Annotated in this window: 11 protein-coding genes and 1 tRNA gene; 1 reads left to right on the top strand and 11 read right to left on the bottom strand. The window is 62.8% G+C overall.

Features of this window, described 5'->3' with window-relative positions; all coding sequences use genetic code 11:
• Positions 1-101: 101 nt before the first annotated feature.
• Positions 102-599, top strand: coding sequence for a transcription elongation factor GreA (gene greA, locus BKX98_RS06545; RefSeq protein ID WP_038989900.1), 498 nt, complete (start codon positions 102-104; stop codon positions 597-599).
• Between the two features lie 72 nt (positions 600-671).
• Here the strand turns inward: greA and ilvA are convergent, their stop codons facing one another.
• From ilvA to eno, 11 genes are all read right to left on the bottom strand, one after another.
• Positions 672-1,943 (bottom strand): threonine ammonia-lyase, encoded by a 1,272-nt coding sequence (ilvA, locus tag BKX98_RS06540; RefSeq protein WP_073706610.1) that lies wholly within the window; start codon positions 1,941-1,943, stop codon positions 672-674.
• A gap of 3 nt (positions 1,944-1,946) precedes the next feature.
• The gene (locus BKX98_RS06535) at positions 1,947-3,266 is read right to left on the bottom strand and encodes an AI-2E family transporter (protein WP_073706609.1); all 1,320 of its coding nucleotides are present in this window, start codon (positions 3,264-3,266) and stop codon (positions 1,947-1,949) included.
• A 192-nt stretch (positions 3,267-3,458) separates the two neighbouring features.
• Positions 3,459-4,916, bottom strand: a complete 1,458-nt coding sequence (locus BKX98_RS06530) for an APC family permease (protein ID WP_073706608.1) — start codon at positions 4,914-4,916, stop codon at positions 3,459-3,461.
• A 214-nt stretch (positions 4,917-5,130) separates the two neighbouring features.
• Positions 5,131-5,847: a Bax inhibitor-1/YccA family protein gene (locus BKX98_RS06525; RefSeq protein ID WP_233125300.1), complete on the bottom strand. Its 717-nt coding sequence runs from the start codon at positions 5,845-5,847 to the stop codon at positions 5,131-5,133.
• 387 nt (positions 5,848-6,234) lie between these two features.
• Positions 6,235-6,316: transfer RNA gene (locus tag BKX98_RS06520), tRNA-Leu, on the bottom strand.
• 117 nt (positions 6,317-6,433) lie between these two features.
• Positions 6,434-7,801: an NAD(P)/FAD-dependent oxidoreductase gene (locus BKX98_RS06515; RefSeq protein WP_038989906.1), complete on the bottom strand. Its 1,368-nt coding sequence runs from the start codon at positions 7,799-7,801 to the stop codon at positions 6,434-6,436.
• Positions 7,802-7,991: 190 nt separating this feature from the next.
• On the bottom strand, positions 7,992-9,497 hold the full coding sequence (locus BKX98_RS06510) for a S8 family serine peptidase (RefSeq protein WP_073706607.1): 1,506 nt from the start codon (positions 9,495-9,497) through the stop codon (positions 7,992-7,994).
• A 34-nt stretch (positions 9,498-9,531) separates the two neighbouring features.
• Positions 9,532-10,458 (bottom strand): Ppx/GppA phosphatase family protein, encoded by a 927-nt coding sequence (locus BKX98_RS06505; RefSeq protein ID WP_198934349.1) that lies wholly within the window; start codon positions 10,456-10,458, stop codon positions 9,532-9,534.
• The gene (locus tag BKX98_RS06500) at positions 10,458-11,168 is read right to left on the bottom strand and encodes a DUF501 domain-containing protein (protein WP_073706605.1); all 711 of its coding nucleotides are present in this window, start codon (positions 11,166-11,168) and stop codon (positions 10,458-10,460) included. Before BKX98_RS06500 ends, BKX98_RS06505 begins: the two co-directional genes overlap by 1 nt.
• 29 nt (positions 11,169-11,197) lie before the next feature.
• A complete protein-coding gene (locus tag BKX98_RS16630) occupies positions 11,198-12,016 on the bottom strand; it encodes a septum formation initiator family protein (RefSeq protein WP_083586665.1) in 819 nt (272 codons plus the stop codon).
• Between the two features lie 145 nt (positions 12,017-12,161).
• Positions 12,162-13,442: a phosphopyruvate hydratase gene (gene eno, locus BKX98_RS06490; RefSeq protein WP_073706604.1), complete on the bottom strand. Its 1,281-nt coding sequence runs from the start codon at positions 13,440-13,442 to the stop codon at positions 12,162-12,164.
• Positions 13,443-13,466: the final 24 nt, after the last annotated feature.

Here is a 13,466-nt window from a genome sequence, read left to right as displayed (position 1 = left end):
CCGACTTCGTCGACGCCACCGTTCCGGTGGCGTTCGGCTTTAGGACCTGTTGCAGGTTCCCAAGGCAGAGCGAAGTCCCTACTGACCAAAGGAAGTACAACGTGAGCACCAACAGCAACGAACCTGTCGTTTGGCTGACTCAGGAAGCCTACGATCGGCTCCAGGACGAACTGACTTTCCTCTCAGGCCCGGGACGTGCCGAGATCGTTGCCCGTATCGAGCAGGCACGTTCGGAAGGTGACCTGAAGGAGAACGGCGGTTACCACGCCGCTCGTGAAGAGCAGGGCAAGGCCGAAGCCCGCATCCTGTACCTGAAGGATCTGCTGCGTCGCGCCGACGTAGGCGAAGCTCCTGCCGATGACGGAGTTGTCGAGCCTGGCATGCTGGTAGTCGCCAATATCGCAGGCGACGAAACCACCTTCCTGTTCGGTTCCCGCGAAGTTGCCGGAGACACCGACCTCGAGGTCTACTCCGAGCAGTCCCCTATCGGCGTTGCCGTGCACGGCGCCAAGGTGGGCGACAAGCTGTCGTACCTGGCACCAAACGGCCGCGACATCAAGGTTGAGATCATCTCCGCGAAGCCTTACCAGGCCTCGTAACAGGATCCTCAGCAAAGCGCGATGGCCGCCACCCCGCAGGGGGTGGCGGCCATCGCGCTTTGCTGCTCGTGGCTAGGCGACCGAACCGCCTGCCGTGTTGGTGATCTGCGGGTCGAAGCCCTCGGCGCGCAGGTTGTTCAGCACCGTCTTGGAATGCTCATGGCCCTTGGTCTCCAAATCGATGGTGATCGCGACATCGCCCATGGACAGCGAACCGCCGATGCGGGTGTGGTCCAGGCGGGTGACGTTGGCATCTGATTCGGCGATGATGTTGGAGATCTGCGCCAGCGAACCGGGACGGTCCGGAAGCATCATCCGGATGGTCAGGAAGCGGCCGGCCGCAGACAGGCCGCGCTGGATCACCTTGAGCATCAGCAGCGGGTCGATATTGCCTCCGGAAAGGATTACAGCGGTGGTTGCCGGGTTGATCCCGTGCGCCTCCAGCTTGTTCTCCAGCAGGGCCGCGACGCCCACCGCGCCTGCGGGTTCCACCACGAGCTTGTTGCGTTCCAGGAGCACCACCAAAGCGCGCGCGAGCGTATCTTCCGATACCGTCACCACGTCGTCGACCAATTCCTTGATGATCGTGAACGGCAGCTGCCCCGGCTTGCCGACGGCGATGCCATCGGCGATGGTGTGCACGGTATCCAGCGGGACCAATGCGTCAGCGGCCAGTGATGGCGGGTAGGCCGCGGCGTTTTCCGCCTGGACGCCCACCACCTTGATCTCGCGGCCCAGTTCGCGGGCCTTCTCCTTCAGCGCGATGGCAACGCCGGCCAGCAGCCCGCCGCCGCCCACGCCCATCAGCACGGTGTCGACCTCAGGCAGTTGCTCAAGCAGCTCCAGGCCGATGGTGCCCTGTCCAGCGATGATGTCCGGGTGGTCGAAGGGATGCACGAAGACTGCGCCGGATTCGTCGGCGTAACGCTGCGCCTCGGCCAGCGCTTCATCGACATTGTTGCCGAACAGCACGACTTCCGCGCCATGGTCACGCGTTGCGGTCAGCTTCGGCAGCGCGACGCCTAGCGGCATGTAGATCCGCGCCTTGATGCCGAGGTGGCTGGCGGCCTGGGCGACGCCCTGCGCGTGGTTGCCTGCCGATGCGGCGACGACGCCGCGCGCCTTCTCCTCGTCGCTGAGCTTGGACATGCGCACATAGGCGCCGCGGACCTTGAAGGATCCGGCGCGCTGCATATTCTCGCATTTGAGGAAGACTTCGGCGCCAACGTGCTGGGAGAGCACGCGGGAGTGCTCCACCGGGGTGCGGGCAATGACCGGCTTGAGTACTTCGGCCGCGGCTTCGATCTCAGCCAGCGTTACGGGCAACGTAGTTTCAGTGCTCATGGTTTATTCCTCATCTGCTGTGGGCTCAGGGTGCCGGGGCTCCGGCGAAGCTTGTGGGGCGGGGGCGGCGCCTGCAGCCGTTGCGGCTGGGCTTGCCTTCCCCGGGTCACTGGTTTTGGGACTGTCCGCCGCGATCTGGCTACCGTAGAGCTCAATCACGAATTCATCGGTTTCCCAGGCTCTGCCCGACAGGTATTTCGCGACCGCGTTGATCACTGCCAGCAGCGGAACTGCGAAGAGCGCGCCGGGAATGCCTGCGAGCATCGTGCCGCCGGCGACGGCCAGGACGACTGCCAGCGGGTGCAGGCTGACTGCCTTGCCCATGATCAGCGGCTGCAGGATATTGGATTCGGCTTGCTGGACCAGCAGCACGACGGCCAGCATGATCAGCGCGTTGATCCAGCCATTGGCAACCAGGGCAAGCAAAACTGCCAGGGCGCCGGTAAACAGCGCACCGACGATCGGGATGAAGGAGCCGACGAAGACCAGCACGCCCAGCGGCATCGCCAGCGGCACGCCGAGGAAGAAGGCGCCGAACCCGATGCCGATAGCGTCGATCAGCGCCACCACCATCTGGACGCGCACGTAGCGGACCAGCGAGCCCCAGCCGCGGGTCAGGGCCCCGTCCATCGCCGGGCGGGCGCGGCGCGGCAAGAGGTTCACCAGGAACAAGCCGATCTTGCGTCCGTCGAGCAGCAGGAAAATCAGCGCGAAGACTGCCAGCAAAGTGCCGGTCAGGATCTGCCCGATCGCCGAAGTCCAGCTGATGGCCTCGCTCAGGATGTTGGTGGCATTGCCGCGAAGCTGGACCAGGGCGTCGTCCAGCACGTTTTGCAGGTCGTCATTGGTCAGCTTGAGCGGGCCGTTGAACAGCCAACCCTGGACCTGCTCGATGCCCGACAGGGCTTGGGTCCACAGGGCGGTGAATCCGGCTGAGAGCTTTTGCCCTGCAACCGAGAGTCCAGCTGTAACTAGCGCCAGGAACCCGATGAGCGTAATGCCGACGGCCAACCCGCGGGGCACCGCCAGCTTGCGGTTCATCGTGTTCACGACCGGTGAGAGCAGCCCGGCCAGCAGCGCCGCGACGAGAACCGGGATGACAAGCAGGGAGACTTTTGACAGCGCCCACACCAGTACGCCCACGGCCGCGACGATGATCAAAAAACGCCAGGCCCACGCGGCTGCCATGCGCACTGCGTAGGGCATGTCCTCGGCGCTTTTGAAATCCGTCAGGTCTGGGCTCGGTGCGGCAGGGATTTCCGCCGGCTTGCTCGGAAGCGAGACACGAATACGGCGTAGACGTTCCAACCGGCTGCTTTTCATGGAACTACGCTATCGCGTTTGCCAGACAGCGTCTTGATCCATGTCTCAATTGTGACAAATTCCAAAGACCAGTGCCCGATATGGGCACTGGTCCTAGAAATCTAATTCAATATGTGTATTTCACTCCGCTGCAGGTAACCAGATTGCGCAGGCCGCCCAATCCTGGACATGGGGCGTGGAAGCCACGGTTCATCAGGCGTTTCGCGCACCCTTGCTCCGGCGGCGCATGACAGCTTCAAGGACCTTTTCCTCGGCGTCTTCGCCGGGCTTGATACCGGCTGGCACCTTGAAGAAGTAGATTGCGCCCAAGGCCCACCAGATGGCGAAGATGGCCCATGGTTCCCAGCTCAATGATGCAGGCATGCCCGGCATGTACAGGCTGAAGAGCGCAGCGGTAAGCAGGACCGAAATCCAGCCGATGACCGCTCCAGCATTTCCGGTGCCGCCGACGCGCAACGGCCGGTCCATCTTCGGTTCGCGCTTGCGCAGCACCAGGAAGGTGACCGAGACCAGGAAGTAGGCAACGATGATGCTTGGCGCTCCCGAATCAACGAGCCATCCCAGCATTTCGGCACCGAAGAATGGGGCCAGCATGGAGATTCCGCCGATGAAGACCAGTGCGTTGGCCGGGGTGCGGTACTTGGGATGCAGTTTGCCGAACCAGGATGGGAGCATGCCGCTGCGGGCCAGCGAGTAGACCAGCCGGGAGGCTCCGAGCAGCAGCGAGTTCCACGAGGTCAGGATTCCGGCGATGCCGCCGGCGATCAGCACCTTGGCCATCAGATCCGAACCGAACAAGGCTCCGAACGCATCCGCCGTTGCAATGTCGGCTCCGGCCAGTTGCGCTGCCGGCATCGCCGAGGACGTGGTCAGGACGACCATCACGTACCAGACGGTGGCCAGGATGACGGAGAGGACCACGAGCTTGCCAATTTGCTTGGCCGGAATCTTCACTTCCTCGGCAGACTGCGGAATCACGTCGAAGCCGATGAACAAGAAGGGCACGGCCACAAGTACGGCAAAGAACCCGCTGGTTCCCGGGGTGAAGAACGGTTCCATGTTCTTGGCTTCGCCACCGGCAAAGGCCCCGGCTATCATCAAGAGGCCGATGGCCACGAGGAACAGCACCACGAAAGTCTGCAGCACCCCGGCTTGCTTCACGCCGCGGATATTGATCCAGGTGATGATGATTGCCGACAGCACGCCGACCAATGCCCAGGTCAGGTTTACTTCAAAACCGGCAATGGTCCACAGGGGAATCTGGCTCATGCCGGGGAAGATGTATTCCACGGTCCGCGGCAAGGCGACCGCTTCGAAAGCCACGATGGTCACGTAGCCGCCGGTGATCGCCCAGGAACCGATAAATGACGGCCGGGCTCCCAACGCACGCAGAATGAAGTTGTGCTCGCCGCCAGCTTTCGGCATGGCCGCGGTCAGTTCGGCATAGGTCAAGCCGACGACAGCCATGATGCCACCGCCAACAACCATGGCCAGCACAGCGCCCATGGTGCCAGCGTTATCCAGCCATCCACCGGTGAGCACCACCCAGCCGAAGCCGATCATCGCTCCGAACCCCAGGGCCAGGGCATCCAGGTTGCCCAGGGACTTCACCAGACCCGGCGAATTTCCTTCTGCTTGCTCGACTGCCATTGCGCTCTTCCTGTCAAAATAACTGTGAGTTGGATAACTGAATAGCTACAGGGAAATCTAACCAAGGATTCGCGTAACTGCCCAATCAGCTGTCATTTTCCATCGCATTGGCGGTTTCGGCAGTACATATTGGATTCATATTTGAACAGCCGCTTAATACAGAAAGACCAGTGCCCGAATTGGGCACTGGTCCTTGCAAGCTATGCTGCTGCGGCTAGTCGTCGCCGCGCAGGATCGCGAGGATGCGTAGGATCTCGGTGTACAGCCAGATCAGGGTCATGGTCAGGCCGAAGGCACCGCGCCAAGCCATGATGGCCGGAGCGCCCTGGTTGGACAGTTCCTCGATCATGGTGAAGTCGGCAACCAGTGCGTAGGTTGCCAGCAGTACGGCAACGACACCGATAACCAGGCCGAGCACGCCACCGCGCATGCCGAACATGCCGTCGATTACGCCGGTGAGCATCAGGACCATGTTGAGCAGCGAGAAGACGATCAGGCCGACCATGCCGATCATGAACATCTTGTTCAGCTTAGGTGTCATCCGGTACTTGCCCGAGCGGTACAGCGCCAGGGTTACGCCGGCAACACACAGGGTCGCAAGCACCGCCTGGATGGCGATTCCCTGCATGCCTTGCATGTTCTCGAGGAAACCGGACAGACCGCCGAGGAACAAGCCCTGGGCTGCAGAGTACAGGAGGATCAGCACTGGAGATGGGCGCTTCTTGAAAGCGTTAACCAGGCCGAGGACGAAACCAACCAGGGCGCCTGGCAGCATGAGTGCCGGCATGACCCAACCAATCGCGGCGCCAACGACAACCAAGGCCAGGCAGAACACGGTCTTGTTGATAGTGTCACCGATGGTCATGCGGCCTGTGTCGGCGCTGGTTGCGGCAGGCTGCTGGTACATCTGATTCAGCTGGTCTGCGCTCATGTTTTCGGTGTCGCGGAATCCAACAGGACTTCCAGGCTTGGTTCCCCAAGCATCGGAGCGGCTGCTAGAACCAAAAATTGGATTGCCCAATGTCATTCCCCTATAGATTGCGAATTCGCCAGCCGCTTGGCTAGCTGAAGATCTTTTGCTTAATCCTATTGAGGATTGCTGTGAAATCACTCAGTCGGAAGGATGATATAGGGCAATTTCCCGAGGAAAAACTACTCTCTCAGCGATATTCTTGAAACTTCCAGCATCATGGTTGCGTCAGACGAAAATATGGTCGAGGAACGATGCCGGAGGGTGGACGGCGAACGTGCCCTTGCTGGCGGCAAGAGAAAAGACCGATGCGGACCGGAGAATCCGGAACACGTCGGCCTTACTCTGTACCCCCAGTGGGACTCGAACCCACAAGCCTTTCGGCAGCTGATTTTAAGTCAGCCGTGTATGCCAATTCCACCATAGGGGCAGGACTCTCAAATTTTACGTGATCGGCAAAGCAAATAGAAAATTCAGCTTTGCTGACGCATGCGAGGAGCCAATCGCTTGGCCCCTCGCATCATCGTCGATCATCTGCGTCCCAAGCCTACTTCTTTGGCTTGGCCGACTCCTCGAAAGCAGTGCGTGGCGCTTCGAGGTTGTTCAGCTGCAGCGCATCGCGCTTGAAGAACAGCGCAACCAGCCAGTCGCCGACAACGCGGAACTTGCGTTCGAAGGTTGGCATGGCCATGCCGTGGTAGCCACGGTGCGCCATCCATGCTGGCCAGCCCTTGAGCTTGATGCCGACAACCTTGGCAACGCCCTTGTTCTTGCCGAAGCCGGCGACCGCGCCGAGGTTCTTGTGCTTGTATTCCTTGATGGTGCCGACACCGTAGCGGGCAGCATACAGGTTCTTCGCCAAAAGCTTGGCCTGACGCACAGCGTGCTGCGCGTTCGGAACACAGGTGCCGTCTGGCAGGCCACCGGTGACGTCCTTGACTGCCGAGATGTCGCCGGCTGCCCAGGCGCCTTCCAGCGGTTCGCCGTTGGCGTCCTTGATGCGCAGGTCGGTGCGGGTCTCGATGCGGCCGCGCTGCTCGATCGGGAAATCGGTGGAGCGGACCATCGGGTTGGCCATGACGCCAGCGGTCCAGATCAGGGTGTCTGCACCGAACTCGCCCGCTGGGGACTTGTCAGCCATGTTAATCAGTTCCAGGTTGCCTTCTTCAGCGTTGTTCAGCGAAGTGTTCAGCAGTACCTCGATGCCGCGGCTGCGCAGGTGCTCGACAACCCACTCGGCCTGCTCGGCGGTGACCTCTGGCATGATGCGGCCCATGGCCTCGACGAGAACGAAGCGTGCTTCCTTTTCGTCAATGCGGTCGTTGAGCTTGATCAGGTGGCGAGCCATGTCTTCGAGCTCGGCGATGGTTTCGATGCCGGCAAAGCCGCCACCGACAACGACGAAGGTCAGTGCGCGCTTGCGGGCCACTGGATCAGTCATGTTCGAAGCGGACTCGATGCGCTCGGCAACCTTGTTGCGCAGGGCGACGGCCTCTTCGATGGTCTTCAGGCCGATGCCGGTTTCAGCCAGGCCGGAGATCGGGAAGGTACGGGTAACCGCACCAGCGGACATCACGATGTCGGTGTACTCCAGCTCGAACTGCTCGCCATTGACCGGAGCAATCACGGCCTTCTTGTTGGCGTGGTCGACGCTCAGCACGCGGCCGTTGACCAGCTCGGAGTGCTTCAAGTGCTGGCGGTGCGAGACCACAACGTGGCGTGGCTCGATCTGGCCACCTGCAACTTCTGGCAGGAAAGGCTGGTAAGTCATGTAGGGGTTCGGGTCGACAACGGTGACGATGCCGCCGTGTGCTTTGACCTTCTTCTGCAACTTCATCGCGACGTACAGGCCAACGTAGCCACCGCCGACGATCAGGATGCGCGGACGCTTCTGGGAGGTTTCGATGATCGACATACTGTTGATTCTACGCGGATTTTCCGAGTTAGTGAAAACATTCACTAACGAATTTCGTTCGGTGCGTCACGTCTTCGCAAGGCTGCGGAGCTTCCTGCCGGCACAGCCTGCATCCAGCGGTCGAATTAACTGCCGGCAAGCGCGCAAAAGCGGGGTGGATCTTCAGGATCCACCCCGCTGGAAACGCTATTTACTTCTCTTCTTCGGGAATCTCGTCGAACAGGTCCCGTCCATCTGACTGGTCCGGGACTTGCAGCGAGCTCAACGACGCCGAACCGAGCTGCGCCGCGGCCTTCTCGCGTCGGCGGCGCACCAGGGTCTGGGTGGAGCCGGCAATGAGCACCAGCAGCAGGAGCACTCCCCCGCCCACGATGAGCACCGGCTGCAGCGCCGGCGCCGAGTCGTCCGGAAGGATCGGCTTGGGCGCAGCGACCTGCTTGAGGTCCGATTTCTCCATCGAAACACCCGGAGCCGGGGTATCGGTGGTCTTCTCGGTGTTGCGGCGATGCACTCGGATCCACTCGCTGATCGTGCCCAGCGGGTTTTCCGAAACTGCAGGGACGGTCGCCGTCACCGCAGCCTGGGCATCGATGATTCCGTAGCCGTAGAGGTTGTCCACGCCGGGTGCGCCGGTGTCCTTGGCAGTCTTCAGGATGCGGTTGATGACCTCGGGAGCCTTCATCTCCGGGTACTGCGAGCGGATCAGCGCTGCCACGCCGGCCACCAGCGGGGCCGCGCCGGAGGTGCCCGACCAGCGTGCGTAGCCGTCATCCGGCAAGCCGCCGACCAATTGCTCGGCAGGGGCCGCCACGCCGATGGAGATGCCTTCGGTCGAGGAATCCTGCGACGCCTTGCCGCTGGTATCGACGCCGGCCACGGTCAGCACCCCGGGAATGGTCGCCGGGGCGCCCACCTGGCTCATGCCGCCCGAACGGTTGCCCGCCGCTGCGACAATGACGACGTCATGGTCTTCTGCATACTTGAAGGCGTCATCCCAGCTTTCCGGCCACGCCGGGCTGGTGGAGCCCAGGGACATGTTGATGACCTTGGCTCCGGAATCCACGGCCCACTTCACCGCGCGGGGAATCTGGGTTTCCACCGGAATCTTCGACGGGTTGCCCTCGCCCATCCACAGCGACACTGACAGCAGATCCGCTGCCGGGGCGACGCCGAGCACGCCGTCCTTGCCGCTCTTCAGCTTGGGAACCTTTTCGTATTCAGGCTCCTCGGGAATGTCCTCGTCTTCTTCCTCGGCGTGCTTCTTGGCCTTTTCCCACGCGGCCTTCAAGCGCTCGTTCTCGGATTTGATCCGCTTGATCTCGCCCTTGTTGTTCCCGCGTCCTGCGAGCAGGGTCGCCACCAGGGTGCCGTGCTCGCTCATTACGCCAATCGGCTTGTTGCCTTTTTCGCCGCCCGAGCCGGACATGTCCGCACCGCCGACCACAGCACCCTTCAGATCCGGATGAGTGGTATCGATGCCGGTGTCGATGACCGCGACCTTGACGCCTTCGCCCTTGGTAGTCTTGTGCGCTTCGGTCACGCCCAGGGAATCGAGCCAGTACTCGGACTCGCGCATGTTGTCGGCGCGGGCCGGAGCGCCCACGCTGAGCAGGGTGGCCGCCAGCAGTGCTGCGACGAGCAGAGAGCTGAGCTTGATCAAGCCCGTTCTATTCCTGGCGCGCAAAGCTGAGCTCAAGACAACTCCTTGGGTCGGTGACTGGATGACAGGTTCAGGCCACGGCAGCTGAAGCCGCGATTCCGTCGAGGATATCGTGTTCCGAGGCAATCAGGACCATTTCGCGGTTTCCGCTGGCCTTTTCGAGGTAATGAAGGATGCGTTGGACAATTGCGGCACCGGCCTGGATCACGTCGACGCGGCCAGGATGCATGAAGCCCAGCGCGGCGCGCTCGTCCCGGGTGTAGGACAGCATGCTTGCGGTCGCCTGGCGCATCTGGGCGAAACTCAGCTGCGCCCCGTGGATCTTCTCGGACTCGTACTGCTTCAGACCCAGGGCCTGGGCGGTGAGCGTGGTGAAGGTGCCGGCAACCATGATCACCGCATCCACCTGCGTCACATCAACGGTTCCGGACAGGGTTTCCAAGGTGCTGTCCATGAATTCCAGCGCCTCATCCGAACGCAGTCCCCTCTGGTGGAAGCGCTCGGTGACGCGTACGCACCCCATGTCCAGGCTCTTGGCCGCCAGCGGACCGGTGGCATCGCCGAGCACGAATTCAGTGGATCCGCCGCCCAAGTCGATCACCAGCGACTTGCCGCTTTGCCCGGCCCGGACCGATGCCGCCCCGGCAAAGGACAGGGAGGCTTCCTCCTCGCCGCTGATCACTTCAGGGGCCACGCCCAGGATCTTGGTGATCCGCTCGGAGAAGACCTCGCGGTTCGATGCATCGCGGGCTGCGGAGGTCGCGGCGAAGCGGATCGCTTCCACGTCGTGCTCATCGCACAGCTTCTTATACTCGCGGGCGGCTTCGAAGGTGCGCTCCAGGGCTTCGGGGGCGAAGGCGCCGGTCGCGTCGACGCCCTGGCCCAGGCGCACGATGCGCATGGTGCGCAGCACATCGACCAGCTGGCCATCGGCATCGACGTCGGCAATCAGCAAACGGATGGAGTTGGTTCCGCAGTCAATACCGGCAACGCGCATCAGGCATCACCCTGCTCGGCGGACTCGGCCGCCTGGGCCGCCTCGCGCTCGGCACGCTTGCGGGCACGCTCTGCACGCTTGGCCTCCGGGTCCTGCTGTTCCTGGGTCTTCACGTGGCGCGAGCGGTCACGGCTCGGCGCCTCGGATTCGGTGTCCCACGCGCCAACGCAGTAGCACTTGTCCTTGGTCCACCACTCGGCGATGGCGGCCAGCGCCTCGTCGCCCAGCGGGTTCACGCCCTCGCCAGCTGCCAGCGAGTGGCCTACCAGCACGTGCAGGCACTTGACGCGGGTCGGCATGCCGCCGGCGGAGACGCCGGCGATTTCCGGAACGGCACCGGTGCCCGAGCGCTGGCCGATGGCATCGCGGTTGGCCAGGTACGACTCGTGGGCCGCGGCGTAGGCCTGCGCCAGCTGCGCGTCTTCGCCCAGGCGGTCATTCATCTCGTTCATCAGCCCGGCCGCCTCCAGGCGGGAAACAGCCGAAGTGATCACCGGGTGCGCCAGGTAGTAGGTGGTCGGGAACGGGATGCCCGAGGACAGCCGCGGGGCGGTCGTCGCCACCAGCGGATTGCCGCACACGCAGCGCGCACCAATCTCCACCACATCGCGCACCGGGCGGTTCAGCTGGCGGGACAGGGTGTCCAGGTCGGCTTCGCTCGGTACTCGTCCGGCGGCGTCAAGTGCTTCGCGGATTGGCTGTTCAGTCACGGTTATAGGTCTCTTCGCGTTTAAAGTGGTTAGTCGGTGGCAGAACGTCGAACAGAGTCGAGCAGCGCATCAACCCATGGAAGTTCCTGGCGCACCTCGAAGGTGCTTCCATTGCCGTCGGCGGGCGTCTCTTCATCCTTGGGGCGTTCGCCCACCACCATGTAGAGCTTCTCGCCGGGCATGACCAAGTTTATCCGCTCGCGTGCCTGCTGCTTGATGTACAGCGGGTCATCCCAGCGCGCGATTTCCTCCTTGAGGTCATCGCGCTGCGCCTCCAGCGCTTCGATCGAGGCATGCAGCTCGTTCAGTTCCGCCATCTGCGTGCGGTAGAAATTCACCGTCGGCACCAGCATCACTGCGAAGAAGGCCAGGACCACGATCAGCGCGGCGATGCGGCCGGAAAAACGGTGCGCCGCAACGGGTTCGCCCTCGGGGACCTGGTTCTGGTCCACCGGCTTTTCTCCCGGCTTGCGGCGGACCGCGGCGGAGAACTTCAGCCGGTCATCGCGGCGGCGTTCGCTCTGCTTTTCCTTGGCGCGTTCACGCAGCGGCACCTTGGGCTTCTGCGCGTAGTTGCCGGCAAATTTTTTCGGCGCACGTGACGCATCTGACGCTGGGGAGGCACCCTGTTTCGGCTTGGCGGCAGCGCTCTTCGGCTTCGGCGCGGAGGAGGCGTCCTTCACCCGGCGGGGTTTCGCGGGAGCCTGCTTGGCCGCCGGCTGCGGCTCGACAATGCGCAAGGCGTCGGTTGGCGGTTCAGCCTGGAAATCCGCGCCGGCGTGTTTTGTCTGGTCAACCGGGGTTGCTGTGGCGTCTTTAGCCGGATCCGGAGTATTACGGCGAGGCATTCGCGGTGGTCGCTGAGCCATACTCCCCCAATTCCCATGGTGCTTGTCGTGCGGTCTTGCCGTGGACTTGGCAAGATAATTCTATTAAATAACGAAAAGCCCGCCGGTATCCACTACCGACGAGCTTATTCGCTATTGCTGAATATTAGCTGTTGAAACGCGGGAACGCGCTGCGGCCAGCGTAGACCGCCGAGGCGCCCAGGTCCTCTTCGATGCGCAGCAGCTGGTTGTACTTGGCTACGCGCTCGGAGCGGGCCGGTGCACCGGTCTTGATCTGCCCGGCGTTGGTTGCCACGCAGATGTCAGCGATGGTGACATCCTCGGTCTCGCCCGAACGGTGCGAGGTGATGGTGGTGTAGCCGGCACGCTGCGCCATGGTCACCGCATCGATGGTCTCGGTCAGGGTGCCGATCTGGTTGACCTTCACCAGCAGCGAGTTGGCGGTGCCCTTGGCGATGCCGTCGGCCAGGCGCTGCGGGTTGGTGACGAACAGGTCGTCGCCCACCAGCTGCACCTTGTCGCCGATGGCGTCGGTCAGGGTCTTCCAGCCATCCCAGTCGTCCTCGTCCAGCGGATCCTCGATGGACACCAGCGGGAAGTCGGCCACCAGGCCGGCGTAGTAGTCGCTCATGTCCTTGGCGGACAGCGCCTTGCCTTCGAACTGGTAGGTGCCGTTCTCGTAGAACTCGGAGGAGGCGACGTCCAGCGCCAGGGCGATATCCTGGCCCGGGGTGTAGCCGGCGCGCTTGATCGCTTCGGTGATCAGTTCCAGTGCCGCGCGGTTGCTTGGCAGGTTCGGGGCGAAGCCGCCCTCGTCGCCCAGGCCGGTGGACAGGTTCTTTTCCTTCAGCACTGACTTGAGGCTGTGGTAGACCTCGACGCCCCAGCGCAGGCCCTCGGAGAAGGTCGGTGCGCCGATCGGGGCGATCATGAATTCCTGGATGTCCACGTCGGAGTCGGCGTGGGAGCCGCCGTTGAGGATGTTCATCAGCGGCACTGGCAGCACGTGCGCGTTGGGGCCGCCCAGGTACTTGAACAGCGGCAGGTTGGAGCTGGTTGCCGCGGCGTTGGCGACGGCCAGGGAGACGCCGAGGATGGCGTTGGCGCCGAGCTTGGACTTGTTCGCGGTGCCGTCCAGCTCGATCATGGCGGCGTCGATGGAGCGCTGGTCGGTGGCGTCCAGGCCCTCCAGCTCGTCGGCGATCTCGTCGATGACGGACTCTACAGCGCCCAGTACGCCCTTGCCGAGGTAGCGGTCCTTGTCGCCGTCGCGGCGCTCTGCCGCTTCGAAGGCGCCGGTGGATGCACCGGAAGGAACAGCGGCACGGCCGTGCGAGCCGTCGGAAAGCAGGACCTCGACCTCAACGGTCGGATTGCCGCGGGAATCGAGGATTTCGCGCGCGTGAATGGCGTCAATCAATGCCATGAGTATGGACTCCTTGTAGAAAGG

It is taken from the genome of Glutamicibacter sp. 0426, assembly GCF_001906485.1.
GTDB lineage: Bacteria > Actinomycetota > Actinomycetes > Actinomycetales > Micrococcaceae > Glutamicibacter > Glutamicibacter nicotianae.
Note: the sequence above shows the minus strand (reverse complement) of the source record. Positions and strands in the feature narration are given on the sequence as shown.